Consider the following 16,832-nt stretch of genomic DNA (forward strand, 5'->3'; position numbering starts at 1 on the left):
GCAATCCCGTCAAAGCGCCTTCCCATGCCGTTTACGCGAAACCGGCACGGTTTTGTTCGGCCTCCGCAACCTATCTGGTAGCTCAGAAGTAGCGGCGGCGGGTGCGGCTTTCCGTGAGTTCGCGGACCGCTTCGCGAAATTCACGCAGGCTGGCGCGAATCTCTTCGACCGATGATTGTTCGCCACCCTCCTCGACCGGAAGCGGCCGCGCATGCGGGGCAGCTGGATGGGCCAACGACTGCGTCGGAGCGGGGGGCGGCGGATACGGCATCTGCGCCGCATATGGCCCCGCCTCGGCTTGCATATAGGAATGGCCCGTCTGCGACCGAGGCTGCCCGGGATAGCCCAACGGCTGCGCATAGGGAGAGGACGGCAAGGGCGGAGCCGGATACGTTGGCTGTTGCGGCATCCGAGGCGAGCGTGAGGGCGACCCCATCTGCCGTCCATACCCGGCATCGGGGCCTGGCTGGAAAGGCGGCTGCGAATAATCCAGGCCGGCCGCCGGCCGAGGCCCGAAACCGGACTCCGGATAGCCAGGAAATGTCGGAGCATTGGCCGGCCGGCCGTTGTCGGCAAAGGCGGGTAAGGCGAACTCGCTGGAGATGTCGTCGTCGGCTTCGGCCGAGGATTTCCGGGACATGGCCTTGCGCAGTCTCGCCATGAGTGCGCCGATCCTCCCGGAGCTTTCGGCGGGAGCGGCCTCGTTCTGCGTGACCGGCGGCGGTGCTGGGGGCGGTGGTACGGGCGCTGCCGGCATTGGCGGCTCGGGCGGAGGCTCCGCTCGAAACGACTGCTCCTCAAGAGGCGCCCTGCGTTGATCTAGCTTGCGTTCGTCCACCTTGCGCTCGTTCAGCTTGCGCTCGCGGCGGGAGCGCGAGGTTGCCGTCTCGCGCAGGCTGTCATAGGTCCCGCGCAAGGCGCCGAGGCCAATACCGGCGGCAAGGCCAAGCAGAAGGCCGGCCAATGCCACCAGCGCCCGCGACGGTCCTGTTGCCTCGAGCGGAGGCTGAGCGGGGGTCATCACATTGATGTTGGCGGTGTTGATCTTTTCCTGTTCGCCGGTCTCCTTGGCGCGCAGCAGATATTGTTCGTAGACCGACCGCTTGGCGGTGGCATCCCGCTCCAGTTCCCGCAGGGCAACCAGGTCGCTGTTGACGTCGCCGCTTTGCACCTTGGCCTGAGCCAGTCGGGACGCAAGGTCCTGTTCGAGCTGGACAGCGCGCTTGAGGTCGACCTGAAGCGAAGAGGCGATGCGGCGCAGTTCAGCCGCTATGCGCTCGCGCGCGCCGGCAATCTGGGCGTCGAGAGCCTGGAGTTCGGGATGACGCGGCCCCAGCCGAACCGCGGCACGATCGGCTTCCTGCTTCAGCGTCGCATATTGCGAGCGCAGATCGCTCATGGCGTTGGAGTTGATCTCTTCCGGCAAAGTGCCGGTCAGAATCGAATTGACGTCCACCGAACGCGCCGAGGCTGCACGCGCATTCAGTTCCAGTGTGCGGGCCCGGGCGACGGAGAGCTGCTCGTTGAGCTTCAGCATCTGATCGTCGCTGATCAGATGGCCCTGCGCGTCGACAAGATCGTGCGTGGCCCTGAAATCCTCGACTTTGCGCTCGGCCTGCTCGACGCTCTTGCGCAACCCGTCGAGCTTGGATGTCAGTTCGCTCGTCGCACGTCCGGCCATGTCCGACTGGTATTTGGCCGTCATCTGCTGGAACACGCTGGTCGTCGTGTTGGCGATGCGCGCCGACTTGGCGGCATCCTCGGTGGTGGCGCTGACGGAGACGGCAAAGGTCTTGCCTGCACGCTCCACTGACAGTCGCTCGGCCAGATTGCCGACGGCCAACGCCTGGCGGCGGACCTCGTCGGCACCGACCGACCCGTCCTGTCGCAACAGAATCGAGCGTATGAGCGACATGACGCCGAGGCCGCCGGAGCCCTGACCGTTGAACTCCGGATCGTTGACGAGATTGAGATCCTTGACGACCTGGTCGAGTACGGTCCCCGAGGTGAGCATCTTGATCCGGGTCTCGACGACAGCCAGCGCGGCATCGGGTTGCCCCACCGGCTGGGTGAGATCCCGATCCGAGAGCTTCAGGTCTCCTGGCTCGATGACCAATTCGGCGGTGGCTTCGTATTTCTTGGGCATCGACAGGGCGATGGCAATGCCGAGCCCGGCGCCCAGTATCGTGGTCGCAACGATCAGCAGCTTCGACCTGGCGACGCCGCGAACCACCAGCATCGGATCGATCAGCGGTTTCCATTGCTGGCTGTCCGCACCGCCATCGGAGGACGTATCGGCTCCGTCCGTGGCGCGGGATTCGATTGCATCATGAGCGCGACCCGTCCCTGAAGGTTCTTCCGGCGTCGGCCTTGCGCGCGGCATGTCGGATGGCAAATGGCCAGTGCCGGTTTCCCCCCGCGAACGCCAGGCGTCGTCGGCTTCAAACGGCGGCTCCTCGTCAGGCGGGGACCGCGCAGCGTCACCGGCGGGCGGCGGGCTCGCCTTCGTCTCGCGCCGGGAACGGGCCAGGCGATGTCGCGTGGCCGCATCCTCGCGCCACGAAGGGTCCGCGCGGTCCCCTATCGACACAAGCGAAGCGTCGTCCTCGCCACGCACGGCCTGGCCAAGCGCCAGCAAGGAGCGCTCGCGCTTCCAGTCCTCACGGTTTTCCCTGTCGACCATTATCGTGGAGCTTTACTCTTGGCCGCTTGGAAGCGGCGGTCGGCCATTCGTTAAGCCACGCTAAACAGGCATAGGAAACAAAAGGTTAATTTCCGGAAGACGATGGCAGGAATTCACGCCATGGTTGCAAGAACTTTCAACACATCTGAAGGCTTCAAAACGGCACGTTAAACTTTCCGGCCTACGCATTTCCTTGACGTATGACTGAGGCCAGAGACATACCGCAAAGGCGGACCTTCGCGCGGATCGGCACCTTCATGGCCGAACGACGGGGGCTGGTGCGCGACTATTTTTCGGCGATCAGCGGTGCTGGCGGGCGACTGGTGTTTTCACTCGCCTATTTCATCGCGCTCGCCAATACGCTCTCGATCGCCGAATTCGGCATGTTCGCCACCGCTTCGGCGGCTGGCGTCATGCTGTCGCGGATTCTTGCCCTCGGTTTCATTTCGGCGCTCTATCGCACCGCCACCATCCGGCCCAATCTGATCGGCACCTTCACCGCCGGCTTCCTGGTGCTCGGCGCCGCCTCGCTGCCGCTTTTGGCCGCCGCCTCGTTCGGCGTCTACCTGATCTTCTTTGCCGGCACCGTGCCGCTGTCGGTATTCACGGCGATCGTCTTTGCCGAGGCGCTGCTGTGGCGGCCGGTGGAAGTGGCACTGATCGTCAACAACGGGCTGGGTAAATTCGGCCGAGCCGCGGTTCTTGCGATCCTGGCCACCGCATTGCGGGCACTTGGCGCGGTGTTGTTCATGTTTTCCGCACAGCACAGCATCTGGGTTTGGTCTTGGTTCTACATCGGCGCCAACGCAGCCTCGCTGCTTTTGGCTTTCGGCTGGTTTTATCCGCGTCAGCGGCTGCGGCTGCGCATCGAGCTCTATCTGCGGCGGCTCGCCGATTCCATCTATGTGGCCGGCGCGGAGGTGCTGTTCTACCTGCAGATGGAGTTCGACAAGCTGCTGGTGCTGGCGATCGGCGGACCGCATCTGGCCGGCATCTATGCCATCATCATGCGCCTTGTCGACTTGACGGCGATTCCCATCCGCACCTTCTCGATGATGCTCGTGCAGCGCATGATGCGCGCGCCCGAACTCCTCGCACGGCTGGCGGTCAAGAGCGGCATCGAGGGCGGTGTGTTCGCGGTCTCGACGCTGGCGCTGGCGGCGCTTGGCATCGTGCTGCATTTCTTCCCCAACGCGCTCGGCAGGAATGTCTCCGAGGCCGCCCCCCTGGTGGCGCTGGCGATCTGCGTACCTGGACTGCGCAATCTGGTCGAATACCAGGCCGAGCTTCTCTTCGCGCGCGGCCAGACGCTGGTGCGGGCGCTCAACCTCGGCCTGCTCGCCGCCCTCAAGGCACTGCTGCTGACCTATGTTCTGACCACCATTTCCGATACATCGAATCTGGTGGTGTCGCTCAACATCGTCTTCCTGCTGCTCTATCTCGCGTCGATGCTGCTGACCTATTCGGCGCTGCGCAGGCCGGCGAAGGCAATCTAGCGCGGTTCAGCGTTTGATAGAATCCTGAACCGCTCTAAATCTTTGTTTTTACGCAATTCCGGACGGAAAACCGTTACACACTTTTCCTGGAATTGCTCTAGATCAAGTCAACGATCAAGCCCGATCAGGCGGCGGATGCGGCCGACATCGGTGCCGATAAAGGACTGCATGCCGATCGCCACCTGCTCCGGCGCCATGCTGGCGACGAAGCGGCGGAACTCGTCGTCCGACAGCGCCTCCCCCGTCCAATGGACACGGCAGAATTCTTCCGAACCGTGGAAGTGGCCGGCTCCGTCCAGCAGATCATCGACATAGCGGCCGTAGATCATGCATTCGGAGAATTTGCGCGCCGAACCGATCACCTCGACCCAGTCGCGGCCATGGAGCTTTTCGATTCGGCCGCACATGGCAAGCACCGTGTCACGGCGCCAGGCGATCAGCGTCGAGATATAATCATGGACCGATGTCCGGGACGGGTCGATGCCGAGTGTGGCGCCGGCATTGCGCGACCACACGCGATGATTGTCATGGCCGTCACCGGCGAGCACGCCATCGCGGCGGAACAAGCGCGCCCTGCCATCGCGCCAGAAGGCACCGCAATCGAACGCCTTCAGGAAAGCGACGTCGGAATCGCAGAAGACCAGCACGTCTTCGCTGGCGTGCGCCGATATGGCGATGCGGCGCAGTTGCTGCACATGCCAGCCGCGCAGCGGCTGGGTCTTCATGCTGAGCCAGACGCGGCGGCGAAACAGGCTGAGCGGATCGTCGAAGGCGCGCAGCCAGCCCGGCAGGAGATCCCGCTCATCGACGATCGAGCGGCGGCTGGTCCCCAATTGACGGAAAAGCGCGAGGTCGAGATGTTCGACCAGAATGTAGTGGTGCTCGGCACCCGAGACATGGCGGTCAAGCGTTTCACACAGCAGGCGGCAGCGCTCGAAGTCAGGGGCATAGCTTGCCGTCACAATCGCTGCCGTCGGCATCTTCGGCAACAGGCCCGGGCCGGCCAGCGGATCTGGGACGAAGCGCTTGTTCAACGAAACTCTCCGGGAGCATCTCCGATGGCCTCGGCGCCGCGCGACCATTTCTGCTTGACGACCCGCCACAGGAACAGGGGATTGCCGACCACGTAGCGGCGCCAGAGCCGGCCGGGCTCGATCGCCAGCCGGAAAAGCCACTCCAGCCTCAGGCGGCGCATCCATAGCGGGGCGCGCGGCACCGAGCCGCTCAGGAAATCGAGCAACGCGCCGACAGCGACCGGCAACGTGCAATGGCGTTCGTCGATGTGGCGTTCAATCCACAGCTCCTGGCGCGGCACCCCCATCGCGACGAGCAGCATGTCAGGCCGTAGTTTTGCAATCCGGCCAATGATCTCCGGCTCCTGCGCGGCGGAGAAATAGCCATCGTGAATGACCACGAAGTTGTGCTGCACCGCAAGCGCCGCCAGCTTCACCGACGCCGCCTCGGCGTTGACACGGGTCGCACCGAGCAGCCCCACGGTCAGCGGCCTCTTGGAAGCCTGCAGAAAGGCCGGCACGAAATCGGTGCCGTTGAGATTGTCGGGAAACGGCGCGCCGTAGAGAAGCTTCGCGGCGAGATCGACGCCGATGCCGTCCGGCAGGATGAGGAAATCGTCGAGCGCCTCGGCGAAGACCGGGTCGGTATAGGCGATGTTGGCATTGTGAGCGTTGAGGAAGCTGACCTTGGTGAAGCGCCGCTCGGCGATCAATCGGTTCAGCAGAGCAATTGCATCGTCCCAGCGGATCCCGAGCACCGGGATGCCGAGGATCATTTTCAGACTGTCGAGTCCGAACGCGGCGCGGGCGTGCATGTTCATGCAAACACCTCCTGCCTGACGGCGCCTATCTTTTCGAGACCGACACGAATCGCGACGTCGAGTGCCTTGACCTGCTGGCGATGGAAGGTGCTGCCATCGATATCGTGGATATTGGCCGCGGCAGCCTGCAGGGCTTGGGCGAAGCCGGCCGGATCGTCGGTGACCACGCAATTGGCAGGCCGGTGGTCGATGCCGCGCAATGAGCGGCTGGTGGCGACCGAGGGCAGGCCAAGCTCGAAGGTCTCGATGGTCTTCAACTGCACGCCGCTGCCCGCGGTGCTGATCAGCGGGATGACGGCCGCGCCACAGACGAAAGCCCGGGCATCCGGAACGCGGCCGACAAATTGGACGCCCGGATGCGTCGGGGTGACGCCGGAAGGCATGTGGCCCGCGATGCGGATTCGGAAACCAGGCGGCAGATGCGGCACCACCTTGCCCAGGAACCAGTCGAGGCCGATGCGGTTCGGCTGCCAGGTCCAGGTGCCGATCAGGGCCGCGTCGCAGTCGATCGGGCGCCGGTCTTTCCGGGCTGGCGCCGTGGCGCCGGTTACCAGCGGCAGCACCGCCGAGCGATCATCCGAGGCGACACCGAGTGCCACGCGATCCTCCTCGGCCAGCGCGAAGACAAAGCGCGCGCGGCGGCAGAGGCGCTCTTCGACCAGCTCGAGCAGCCTCGCCTCGCGCCGGAACAGCAGGCGCTGGAAAATGCCAGCAGCGGCAGCGGCGTTCTCCCGCGCCGAGAGATGCTCGACATTGTGGGCGACGAAAATCGAAGGCCGGTCTTCGAAGAGCCTTTCGAAAGCGCCGGCGAACTGCACCGAATTCAGCACATAGCCATCGAACGGACCGGCTCGTTCGATAGCGGCCTGAACATCGTGGTCGGACACCGCACGCAACTTGACCGAGGCGAAGGTGAGGCCCGAAACCATCGCCTTGCCGACCCAGGCGAGCTTCTGCAGCGGCGAAGCACTTTCGGTGCGCACGTCGATCGCACCAAGCACCACCGTATTTTCGGGATCTACTGCGGCTTTCCCGGGCCAGGTGAAGCCGATGACCGTCACGCGCGCGCCGGCGCGCCGCAAGGCGGCGATGATCGCGGCATTGGCGATCTCGTAACCCGAGGCGAGAGCACCGTCGGGCACGATCGATGTGGCGAACAGCAGATGCATCTCACTATCCTGTGGTGTAGCCGGTAGCAAAGCGCGGTGAACCCTTGATTAAACGAGCACGATCAACGCCCCAAAGCCCATGCCCGGCGGGCTTCTCCGCGCAAGGTGATTAACGAAACCTTATCACCGTGATGCTACCAGAACGCGACTCACGACGCGGCTGGATACGGATGATCCCTTTGCCATTGGACGGTTCGGTATCGATCGCGGGACGGTCTCCCGAGCTCAAGGTGGAGGCGGTCGAAGCGATCGTCACCTTGCCGACCTTCAAGCGACCCGAACAGGTGCTGGAGACACTTGCATCGCTGCGCGCACAGCAAACCGGCAGGTGCTTTGCCGTCATCGTCATGGAAAACGAGGCGGAGGCGCGTGAAGGCGCCAAAGCGGTGCTGCCGCTGTTCGAGCGCGGCGAGATACCAGGCATGGTCGTCATCGCGCATGAACGCGGCAATTGCAGTGCCTATAATGCCGGCTGGCAGACGGCGATCCTGCATTTCCCGAACTTCAGGCATCTGCTGGTCATCGACGATGACGAGATCGCCGATGCGCGATGGCTGGAGCGGATGTGCCGCGCAGCCGAAACGCTCGGCGCCGATATCGTCGGCGGCCCGCAGGTGCCTGTCTTTGCCGATCCCGCCCATGCGACCTGGGCCGAGCATCCTGTCTTCGCGCCCCCCTACCGGGAGACGGGACGGGTGCCCGCGCTCTATTCGTCCGGCAATCTTCTGGTCGGGCGCCACGTGTTGACCGCGATGGGGCCGCCCTTCCTCGATCTCAGATTCAATTTCATGGGCGGCGGCGACGCCGATTTTCTCAGCCGGTCGGCACAACGGGGCTTCGTGTTGGGCTGGTGTGCAGAAGCCAAGGTGCGTGAGACCGTTCCGGCCCGGCGCCTCGAGACCGACTGGATCCGTGCCCGCAGCCTGCGCAACGGTGTCATCTCGACGCTGGTGGAAAAGAAGAAGCGCGCCGGCACCCCCTTCGCCGGTGCCAAGGTGTTCGCCAAGAGCCTGGCCTTGCTTGCCGCCTCGCCGCTTCGCGGCGTGATTCGGCTGGCGCGCACGGGATCGCCGGCGATCGCCATCTATCCCGTCCATGTGGCGCTCGGCCGTGTGCTGGCCGAATTCGGATATGCCAATGAGCAATACCGCCAGCCTGAGAAAAACTGAGCGCGCCCCGCTCAGCGCCGCGTTCACGCGCGGGGGCGTGGCGACCGCGATCGCCGCCCTGCTGTTCACCGTCATCATGGTGTCCTTCCGCCCGTTCCAGCCGGCCGGCGCCGAACTCTCCGGCGAAGGCGGCGACATCGTCAATCAGCTCGGCTTTGGTTCGCTCGGCGCGGTTTCGATCTTCTCGCTGATGGCCTTCGCCGATCCGCGTGTCGTGCGCTCACTGCTCAGCCCTTCCTGGATACTGATGCTGGGCTTCTTCTTCCTGTCGGTGGTGCTGGCGACCGACCCGCCGTCGGCGATGCGCGCGGCGTCCTTCACCATGATCGGCATCCTGACGATGGCAACGATCCTGGCGCTGCCGCGCGACGCCGAGTCTTTCTCAAGGGTCATCATCTTCACCGCCGTCGTGGTGATGGGGCTGTCCTATCTCGGCCTGATCGTCTTTCCGCACGAGGCGATGCACACGGCCGATTCGCAGGAGCCCGAACATGCCGGCCTGTGGCGCGGCGTGTTCACCCACAAGAACATCGCCGGACCGATCATGGCCTGCTTCAGTTTCGCCGGCCTTTATCTCTACCGGCGCGGGCAACGCTGGTGGGGCGCGGGTATCTTCTGCGCGGCGATGATCTTCATGCTGCACACCGGCTCTAAGACCACCGCCGGGCTGGTGCCGTTCTCGATCCTGATCGTGATGTTTCCGAGCCTGATGGGCATGCGGCTCGGTACGCCGATCCTGTTTACGCTGGCGATCATCGCCACGGCGGTCGGCACGCTGGGCATCGTCTTCCTGCCGCCGGTGAAGCACCTGGCTGCGATCTACTTCCCCGATCTGACCTATACCGGCCGCACGACGCTGTGGGAATTCGCCGGCTCGATGCTGGCGAAGAAGCCGTGGACCGGCTACGGCTATGAGAGCTTCTGGGGCACGCCGCTGCTGCTCAACCAGGACCAGCCCTTCGACCGCCCGTGGGACATCAGGACCATCGTGCACGGCCATGACGGCTATCTCGACATCGCCGTGCTGATGGGCATCCCTGCTCTTTGCGTGGCGGTCTACACTTTCCTCATCGCACCGTTGCGCGACTACATGCGCATTCCGCTGCGCAAGGAGAACATCTATCTCGGTGATTTCTTCATGATGGTGGTGCTGTTCACCGCACTCAACGCATTCCTCGAGAGCTTCTTCTTCCATCGTGGCGATCCGGTCTGGCTGTTCTTCGTGCTTGGCGTGCTGGGCCTCAGGCAAGTGTCGCTGCGGCCGATCGCGGTGCGCATGCCCGTCCAGCGCTCCTGAGAGGGCTTTCCCACCGACCCGCGAGCGTCTATGTCATGGCCTTTCTCCTCGGAGGGCTCTCGATGACGATCAGGCTTGTTCTCGCCGGCTGCGGCAATATGGGTTACGCCATGCTCTCGGGCTGGCTGAAGTCCGGCAAGCTTGCACCGTCGACCGTTTTCGTGGTCGAGCCCAATGCCGACCTGCGCAATCGAGCCGCCGCACTCGGCTGCGGCACGGCGGCGGAAGCCGAAGCCATTCCGGCCGATGCCGTGCCTGAACTCGTCGTCATTGCCGTGAAGCCGCAGGTGATCCGTGACGTCACCACCGCCTACAAGCGCTTCGGCGACGGCCGCACCACTTTCGTCAGCATCGCCGCCGGCACGCCCTCCGCCACCTTCGAGGAAATCCTCAGCAACCGCGCGCCTATCGTGCGCTGCATGCCCAACACGCCCGCGGCGATCGGCAAGGGCATGATGGTGGTGTTTTCCAATCCCCTGGTTTCCGACGACGCCAAGCGCTTCGTCGCCGACCTCCTGTCGGCCAGCGGCGAAGTGGCCACCATCGATGACGAGAGCCTGATGGATGCGGTGACCGCCGTGTCCGGATCGGGTCCGGCCTACATCTTCCATTTCATCGAGGCGCTGACCGTGGCTGCCGAAAAGGCCGGCTTGCCGACGGCAACCGCCAGGCTGCTCGCCATGCAGACCGTCTACGGCGCCGCATCGCTCGCCGCCGAAAGCCGCGAGGACCCCGGTGTGCTGCGCCAGCAGGTGACCAGCCCCAACGGCACGACGGCAGCCGCGCTTGGTGTGCTGATGGGCGAAGACCGGCTGACCAACCTGCTCACGCAAGCAGTGGAAGCGGCGCGGCTAAGGTCGATCGAACTGGGGAAGTAGAGCGGACATCTCGCTAGGCGAGATCCGTGTGCGAAAAGTCGTTGCCTTTGTAGAGCAACGCGGAGCCGTGGCTCTTTGCGCAAGCGTAGGACAGGCAATCGGCAAGATTGAGCTGCGCGGGATGCCCACGTCCCTTTCCATAATCCGAAAACGCCTGGATCGCCAGTTTGGCATCGCCGGCGTCGATCGGCACAATTTCGATTTCGGCCTCGCTCAGCAGCGCCTCTATCGCCATTTCCGCGACTACCGGTTCGACAGCAAGCATCGTAGAAAGCCGCATCGACGCTTCGAGCACAACCAGCGCGGACGTTATCTTGTGAGGTGCAGCCGCCATCCGGTCGCTCCACTCGCCGGCATCCCCTTCTCCCGAAAGAATTGCGACGATTACGGAGGTGTCAACGAACATCAGGGATGTCCCCACATGTCGTCGATTTCATCCTTGCTCATAGGTCGGCCGCCGGGGCCGGCCTTGGCTTTAAGTTCATCCGCGATGGCAGCCAGCCGTTTCGCCAGGGGGATGTGTCCGTTTTCCCGTTTCAATTCAGACTCAAGCGCTTCGATAACCGCTTCGGTCATCGAAATCTTGCGTTTGGCGGCCAGTCGCTGTGCCAGTTCGCGTGCACGCGGGTCTCTGATTTGGAGGTTCATTGGTCGATCCTCGGCGACATTGCCACTACAATATAGTGCATTTGTCATGACTGCACCACGACGCACTATTTTCCGTATAGCATCTCATCCTGTAGCCAGCGCAGCGCGAACAGCTTGGTCGTCTGGTCGGGGGCCGCATTGTCGGCGGTCAGCAACTCGCCTTTCCTGACCTGTTTCAGCACCTTGCCGCCCTCGAGCAGGCCGACCGGGACGGCGTGCTGGGCGCGGGCTTCGCCGACGGTCATGGTCCAGGAGCGATAGCAGGTTTCGCCGATCGCATCGAAGGTCTCGCCGGCGGCGAGGTCGCGCTTGGCGACGGCGCAGACCTCGGCAACCGGCCGCGGCAGCGGCACCATGTCGGGCTTGCCGAACAGCACGATGCGGGCCGCTGTCAGCGGCACTTCCAGCGACGTCAGATGGTAGGGCCGGAACAGGCTGTAATAAGGGCCGTGGCCGATATGCAGGTCGTCCATGCGCTCGATGATGCGCGAATGCGTCGCCTCGACGATGACGAAGACACCAGGCGCCACACCCTTGCCGATGGTGTAATCGACGACGCCCTTCTTCAGCAGGAGGCCACCGTCCTCGCGCGGGATCAGCACCTTGACGAGGTCGTCGCGGTCGGTCTTGGGACCATGCATGCCCGGCACGTCGGGCACCAGCCCGGTGGCGTTGGCGATGGCGCACATCTCGACCATGGTCTTGGAGCCGTCGACGAACTCGACCAGCATGCGCGGGTTCATGTTGCGGCGGATCGCTTCGTCGCGATAGTCGTCGGGCATGGCATCATGGTTGAGCGGATTGTTCTTGCCCTTGCCGGCCGAGACGATGGTCAGGCCGAGTGCGGATGCGAACTCGATCAGCTCCATGCAGCTCGACGGCTCGTCGCCGGCGCCGACCGAATAGACGACGCCAAGCCGGTCGGCCTGCTGTTTGAGATAGCACCCGATGGTGACGTCGGCCTCGACATTCATCATCACCAGATGCTTGCCGTGCTCCATCGCCATCAGATCGAAGTCGGCGGCGACGCCAGGTTTTCCCGTGGCATCGATGACGACGTCGATCAGTGGATTGGTCACCAGCATCTCATTGGAGGTGATGGCGATCCTCCCGTCCTCGATGGCACCGGTGACTTTCGACGCGGTGTCGGCTTCGACCGCCATCGCCTCGTCGCCATAGGCGATGCGGATGGCGTCACGCGCGGTGTGCGGACGACGGGTCGAGACGGCGCAGACCGCAATGCCTGGCATCAGCATGCCTTGCGTGACGAGGTCAGTGCCCATTTCGCCGGAGCCGATGACGCCGATGCGCACGGGCCGGCCCTCGGCGGCGCGTCTGGCGAGATCGCGGGCAAGTCCCGTCAAGGCGACATTGGTCATGCAGGAATGTCCACAGCTTCTTGATTTCGGCCGAATTAGCAGGGACTGGGGCCCTGTGCCAACGAAACCGCCCGCGACCGGCGATTTCCAACGGAATCGTCGGCAAAAGGCGCGTTCGCCGCAAATTATTGGCCCAAAGGGTTGCCAATTGACATTGTCGTGACGGCTTCAGACCACCCTGACGTAGCTCGTCATGCCTGATTTCTGGTGCTCGATGATGTGGCAGTGCAGTAGCCAGTCGCCGGGATTGTCGGCGACGAAGCCCAGGCTCACCTTTTCATTGGGTTGGATGAGATAAGTGTCCGAAATCAGCGGCTGCACCGGACGCGTCGAGGACGACAGCACCTTGAAGCTCATGCCGTGCAAATGCATCGGATGCGATTGCGGCGTTAGGTTCTCCATGTCGATGATGTAGCTCTTGCCGAGCTTCAGTTCGGCCAAAGGTGCGGTTGGATCGGGCGTATCGCCCGGCCATGGCACTTTGTTGATCGCCCAGAAACTGTAGCCGAGCGAGCCGCAGATGCTGTCGCTCGGGACGTTCTCCGCCGTGGCGCTCAGCGCCAGCGAAATATGCTGGGCGGCGGTGAGATCGACCTCGGCCACCGGATTGGCCTCCAGCGGTGCAAGATCGCGACTATCCCGCTCGAGCGAGTTGCCCGTCGCGCGCAGCGTCGCGAGCACCTTGGGCTTGGTGCCCCTGACGTCCCGCAGGCTGACGATCGCGCCCTCTTCATCGGGCATGCGGATGACGAGTTCCATGCGTTGCCCCGGCCCCAGCAATAGGGCATCGGGTGCAAAACGATGCGGCACCGGGTTGCCGTCCAGCGCGATGACATCAGCTTCGGCGCCGTCGACGCGAAAGGCGTAGATTCGGGTGACATCGGTGATTGCAACGCGCAGCCGCACCAGCCCGCCGGCCGGCGCGTCATATTGCGGCTGGTCGAGCCAGTTCGCGGTGCGCACCGTGCCGTAAGTGCCGGTCCTGGCAGCATCGCGCGGCCGGAACTGGTCGATGAACTGAGCGTCGTCGCCAAGGCGCCAGTCGCGCAGATTGAGGACAAATTCGGCGTCGAATTTCGGATCGTTCGGGTTTTCGACCACGATCATGCCGGTCAGGCCGTGCCCCATCTGCGCCAGCGTGTTGCAATGCGGGTGGTACCAGAAGGTGCCGGCGTCGGGCGGCGTGAAGGCATAGTCGAAATGGTCGCCGGTGTAGACATAGGGCTGCACCAGGAAGGGCACGCCATCCATCTTGTTCGGCAGGCGAATGCCGTGCCAGTGGATGGTCGTCGGATCATCGATAGCGTTGACGAGGCGCGCGGCGAAGGGCTCACCCTTTTTCATCCTGACGACCGGAGGCATTCCGGCGTTGCCGTAGGTCAGCACATCCCTGGTCTGGCCGACATCCATGAGCTTCGCCCGGATTTTCGCCGTCTGCAGAACCACCGACTCAGGCGTGGCCGCGGCCCAGCCGCCAAGCCTGCTCATCGCGGCAAGCCCAACCCCGCTCGCGCCGGCGCTGGCGGCGGTTTTCAAAAGCCTGCGGCGTGTGATCATGTTGCGCTCCAACGGAAAAGCTGACTGCCATTCGCATCTTTTACCGTCAATAGCCGGACTGGCATCCGTTTGCCAACGACACCGGTCAGGGCGTCGCTTCTCGCGTGCCAGTGAACGGATGCCTTCGAGCTTTATTTGAAGCTGGCGATGGGCAGGAATTTCACCGCGGAGCCGGTGAAGCGGCGGTGATCGGACGCCTGTCGCCGTGGCTGGAATCCATCGAGATAGACCTGCTCCGGCGCCGTGCGGATGAAATTGGCGGCAATGATGGTTGCCGCTTTCGACCCGGCTCCGCCGGTGATGCGGCGACCGGTCTCGAGCGGCACGATGACGGCGCTGGCTTCGGGATCGAGACGCCGCTGGACACGGTCGGCCTTGGGGCTGGTCCTGACATGATCTTCGGGCTTCGATGCGGGGAGTGCAACCCGCTGGCCGGCCAGCGGATCGAGACCATCGTCGGCGTGACGCATGGCCAGCAAGGCACCGATTGCATCGGCGGGTTTGGCCGCGTCCGGCCGACGCGCCGGCCCCGTCTGGTCTTCCGGCCGCCATGTCGGGACCGGGATGTTTAGCGCTACTATGTCCGGACCAGCAATCGGGGGAGCGGCACCGGCCTTGCTCAAGGGAATCTCGGTGTTGGTTGCCGCCGGCAGTTCGGCCTGCGTCATAGACCCGGCGCGCGGCGCGAAGGCCGGCAACGGCACTGCGCTGGGCGCCATCGCCATGACGATCGCTTCAGGCGTCTTGCCGCCCTGTCCAGCCGGCGATTCCTCGGCCTGATCGACGGAAGCGATCTGGATATCCGTGCGTCGGGCTGCCTCCGGCGCCACGATGGCGATGCCCTGTCCGGCCTGTTTGAGTTCAACTGGCTTGGCCGGCTTGCGTGGCGCAGGCACGGCTTGCGCGGCATCATCCGCTTCGTCCGCGCCGCGCCCACCCAACAGCGACGCCAGCAGGCCGCGAGCCGGCTTGGGCTGGCCGCCGACGGCGCTTGCAAGTTCGATGTTGGGCGTGCCGGCGGCCTTGCGGGATTTGTAGGCGGCAAACGCCTGCTCGTAGCCAGGCAGCGGCTTGCCGTCGCTCGGCACATGCAGCGTATTGCCGTCCGGGAAGACCCTGGCCAGTTCCTGGCGGCTGATGCCCGGCCAATGCCGCACATTGCCGACATCCATGTGGATGAAGGGCGAACCGGAGGTCGGGTAATAGCCGACGCCGCCGCCCTGCATCTTGAGGCCGATGTCGCGCAGCTTCTTCAGCGGCACATCCGGCAGGAAGAAGTCCATGGCGCGGCCGACCATGTGCTGGCTTTCCCGGGCCACTCCTTTCGAGCGGCCGCGCAGCATCGCGTTGGTTGCCGGCGAGCGATAGGCGCTGACCACGTGGATATAGGCTGTCGAGCCGCTGGCGCGGTAAGCCTGCCAGACAAGGTCGAGCAGGCGCGGATCCATCCTGGTTGGCTCGTTGCGGCGCCAGTCGCGCAGCATGAAATTGATCTTCTTCAACCCCGTCTGATCGTAGCGCCCGTTGCGCTTGAAGACGATCTCGGCCTTCTCGCCGGTATGGAGATGCTGAATTCGCAGAGCGCGCGTTTCGGCGAACGCATCGGTGATGCACATGCAGAAGAAAGCGACGACGAAGGCCGGCAACCGGGTCCACCAGCGGAAACCGCCGGGCGCGCTCTGTTGGCTTTCAATCACACTCATGCCTTGCACATCGTTCCTGTTTCGGGCGATTCGACGTCCTCGCCGGATGCGGAGCCTTCTTTTCAGCACTCTCCTTCGCGCCGGCTTGACAAGGCGCACAGTCAGCCATCCCACAACACGTCATGTCGAAGAACAGCATCTTGGTTAACGAATCGTGTCATGCGGGGAACGCGTTTCGGCTGGAGATTGCCGAACGCCCGCCTTTGGGCGAAGCCACGTTGTCTTCCGGCTGAACGCGCCAACGGCAGATGCTATCGGACTGTTGCTGACACCGAGACGACTCCGCTAACGTTGAAGTAGGTCAGCCTCGTAGCAGATTTGCCCGCCTTTGCCTCTGGCACAGCTTGCGTTAGCATAGGTACAGATTAGCTATGCCTGACGAATAGAATTTCGCTGAGAACTGGGCCGAGCACCTGCTGTGGTCTTCGCTGTTGCTTATCGTGCTGACACGCGGCGCCGGCGCCTTCTCGTTCGAGGGACAGCAGCGGGGAACGCAATCGCGACTGGAAGCCGGCTTTCGAGCAGCGCCATTTTGAACGAAGGTCCTCTCCTGTCCCATTTCAGCACTAAGGTGCTGGTATCGTTCTTGCACATGACAGATTGCCGGTTGATCCCGGCCCTGGTCGCATAATCCGATCAGGTTGTAGGCTCGCCGGGCCAGATGGCGGGGTCTCCGCCCGGCGAGTTCTACCCATATCAGCCGTGCCATTGACAGCGGCTGCTGCCCGACAGGCTGTCGAGGTGTGTTCGACTGACCGTCGGCCTGACCGGCTTGGGCCCTTGTTGAGGCAAGCCGGCGTGTCGAAGCGGCTGGATGCCGGGATCGTCAAAGTGCTGTTTTGCCAGCCGCGCCGCGACGCTGGGGCCTTGACCGCAAGATAGCGTTTCACCAGCCATCCGCAGACATCAGATCAGCGGGCATGAACGGTCGGCCCAGCGGCATGGGTGCTAGGGGGACTGGCAGCGTCAGGCCGCTGGGCCTAACCGGCGGGGCTTTGAGGAGCGGGCGGCACGCCGGC

The 16,832-nt window shown here is 63.9% G+C and carries 13 protein-coding genes; 4 read left to right on the plus strand and 9 right to left on the minus strand.

Annotated elements, in window-relative coordinates; all coding sequences use genetic code 11:
• Nucleotides 1–82 precede the first annotated feature (82 nt).
• Nucleotides 83–2,683: a GNVR domain-containing protein gene (locus LB543_RS02855; RefSeq protein ID WP_224612984.1), complete on the minus strand. Its 2,601-nt coding sequence runs from the start codon at nucleotides 2,681–2,683 to the stop codon at nucleotides 83–85.
• Nucleotides 2,684–2,883: 200 nt separating this feature from the next.
• Between LB543_RS02855 and LB543_RS02860 the strand changes: the two genes are divergently transcribed.
• Complete coding sequence (locus tag LB543_RS02860; protein WP_140812917.1) at nucleotides 2,884–4,179, plus strand: lipopolysaccharide biosynthesis protein; 1,296 nt, start codon at nucleotides 2,884–2,886, stop codon at nucleotides 4,177–4,179.
• A 107-nt stretch (nucleotides 4,180–4,286) separates the two neighbouring features.
• Here LB543_RS02860 and LB543_RS02865 read toward each other — a convergent pair whose 3' ends face one another.
• From LB543_RS02865 to LB543_RS02875, 3 genes are read right to left on the minus strand one after another with little or no spacing between them, the layout of a single operon-like run.
• Nucleotides 4,287–5,213 (minus strand): DUF6492 family protein, encoded by a 927-nt coding sequence (locus tag LB543_RS02865; RefSeq protein ID WP_224612985.1) that lies wholly within the window; start codon nucleotides 5,211–5,213, stop codon nucleotides 4,287–4,289.
• The gene (locus tag LB543_RS02870; protein WP_224596654.1) at nucleotides 5,210–6,013 is read right to left on the minus strand and encodes a WecB/TagA/CpsF family glycosyltransferase; all 804 of its coding nucleotides are present in this window, start codon (nucleotides 6,011–6,013) and stop codon (nucleotides 5,210–5,212) included. Before LB543_RS02870 ends, LB543_RS02865 begins: the two co-directional genes overlap by 4 nt.
• Nucleotides 6,010–7,182 (minus strand): glycosyltransferase family 4 protein, encoded by a 1,173-nt coding sequence (locus LB543_RS02875; RefSeq protein WP_224612986.1) that lies wholly within the window; start codon nucleotides 7,180–7,182, stop codon nucleotides 6,010–6,012. Before LB543_RS02875 ends, LB543_RS02870 begins: the two co-directional genes overlap by 4 nt.
• Nucleotides 7,183–7,352: 170 nt before the next feature.
• On the opposite strand from LB543_RS02875, the gene LB543_RS02880 reads away from it, so the two are divergent.
• The 3 genes from LB543_RS02880 (at nucleotide 7,353) to proC (ending at nucleotide 10,526) form a co-directional block, all read left to right on the plus strand.
• Nucleotides 7,353–8,351 carry a glycosyltransferase family 2 protein gene (locus tag LB543_RS02880; protein WP_224612987.1) on the plus strand — a complete coding sequence of 333 codons (999 nt, stop codon included), beginning with the start codon at nucleotides 7,353–7,355 and terminating at the stop codon, nucleotides 8,349–8,351.
• The gene (locus tag LB543_RS02885) at nucleotides 8,320–9,648 is read left to right on the plus strand and encodes an O-antigen ligase family protein (RefSeq protein WP_224612988.1); all 1,329 of its coding nucleotides are present in this window, start codon (nucleotides 8,320–8,322) and stop codon (nucleotides 9,646–9,648) included. Before LB543_RS02880 ends, LB543_RS02885 begins: the two co-directional genes overlap by 32 nt.
• A 62-nt stretch (nucleotides 9,649–9,710) precedes the next feature.
• Nucleotides 9,711–10,526 carry a pyrroline-5-carboxylate reductase gene (gene proC, locus LB543_RS02890; RefSeq protein WP_224612989.1) on the plus strand — a complete coding sequence of 272 codons (816 nt, stop codon included), beginning with the start codon at nucleotides 9,711–9,713 and terminating at the stop codon, nucleotides 10,524–10,526.
• 13 nt (nucleotides 10,527–10,539) lie between these two features.
• Here proC and LB543_RS02895 read toward each other — a convergent pair whose 3' ends face one another.
• The 5 genes from LB543_RS02895 to LB543_RS02915 all read right to left on the minus strand — a co-directional run bounded on the left by LB543_RS02895 (nucleotide 10,540) and on the right by LB543_RS02915 (nucleotide 15,813).
• Entirely contained in the window at nucleotides 10,540–10,932 is a 393-nt protein-coding gene (locus LB543_RS02895; protein WP_140758924.1) for a type II toxin-antitoxin system VapC family toxin, read from the minus strand.
• Entirely contained in the window at nucleotides 10,932–11,174 is a 243-nt protein-coding gene (locus LB543_RS02900) for a type II toxin-antitoxin system VapB family antitoxin (protein WP_140812922.1), read from the minus strand. Before LB543_RS02900 ends, LB543_RS02895 begins: the two co-directional genes overlap by 1 nt.
• Before the next feature lie 65 nt (nucleotides 11,175–11,239).
• Nucleotides 11,240–12,553 (minus strand): NAD(P)H-dependent oxidoreductase, encoded by a 1,314-nt coding sequence (locus tag LB543_RS02905; protein WP_224612990.1) that lies wholly within the window; start codon nucleotides 12,551–12,553, stop codon nucleotides 11,240–11,242.
• Nucleotides 12,554–12,721: 168 nt separating this feature from the next.
• On the minus strand, nucleotides 12,722–14,110 hold the full coding sequence (locus LB543_RS02910) for a multicopper oxidase family protein (RefSeq protein ID WP_224612991.1): 1,389 nt from the start codon (nucleotides 14,108–14,110) through the stop codon (nucleotides 12,722–12,724).
• A 131-nt stretch (nucleotides 14,111–14,241) separates the two neighbouring features.
• Nucleotides 14,242–15,813 (minus strand): DUF882 domain-containing protein, encoded by a 1,572-nt coding sequence (locus tag LB543_RS02915; protein ID WP_224612992.1) that lies wholly within the window; start codon nucleotides 15,811–15,813, stop codon nucleotides 14,242–14,244.
• Between the last annotated feature and the right edge of the window lie 1,019 nt (nucleotides 15,814–16,832).

The organism is Mesorhizobium sp. ESP7-2 (assembly GCF_020164715.1).
Classification (GTDB): Bacteria; Pseudomonadota; Alphaproteobacteria; order Rhizobiales; family Rhizobiaceae; genus Mesorhizobium.

Coding starts and splice junctions, on each gene's coding strand:
- LB543_RS02875 (WP_224612986.1), bottom strand. CDS start 7,182: ATGCATCTGCTGTTCGCCACATCGATCGTGCCCGACGGTGCTCTCGCC.
- LB543_RS02855 (WP_224612984.1), bottom strand. CDS start 2,683: ATGGTCGACAGGGAAAACCGTGAGGACTGGAAGCGCGAGCGCTCCTTG.
- proC (WP_224612989.1), top strand. CDS start 9,711: ATGACGATCAGGCTTGTTCTCGCCGGCTGCGGCAATATGGGTTACGCC.
- LB543_RS02880 (WP_224612987.1), top strand. CDS start 7,353: ATGATCCCTTTGCCATTGGACGGTTCGGTATCGATCGCGGGACGGTCT.
- LB543_RS02895 (WP_140758924.1), bottom strand. CDS start 10,932: ATGTTCGTTGACACCTCCGTAATCGTCGCAATTCTTTCGGGAGAAGGG.
- LB543_RS02860 (WP_140812917.1), top strand. CDS start 2,884: ATGACTGAGGCCAGAGACATACCGCAAAGGCGGACCTTCGCGCGGATC.
- LB543_RS02905 (WP_224612990.1), bottom strand. CDS start 12,553: ATGACCAATGTCGCCTTGACGGGACTTGCCCGCGATCTCGCCAGACGC.
- LB543_RS02900 (WP_140812922.1), bottom strand. CDS start 11,174: ATGAACCTCCAAATCAGAGACCCGCGTGCACGCGAACTGGCACAGCGA.
- LB543_RS02915 (WP_224612992.1), bottom strand. CDS start 15,813: ATGAGTGTGATTGAAAGCCAACAGAGCGCGCCCGGCGGTTTCCGCTGG.
- LB543_RS02870 (WP_224596654.1), bottom strand. CDS start 6,013: ATGAACATGCACGCCCGCGCCGCGTTCGGACTCGACAGTCTGAAAATG.
- LB543_RS02885 (WP_224612988.1), top strand. CDS start 8,320: ATGAGCAATACCGCCAGCCTGAGAAAAACTGAGCGCGCCCCGCTCAGC.
- LB543_RS02910 (WP_224612991.1), bottom strand. CDS start 14,110: ATGATCACACGCCGCAGGCTTTTGAAAACCGCCGCCAGCGCCGGCGCG.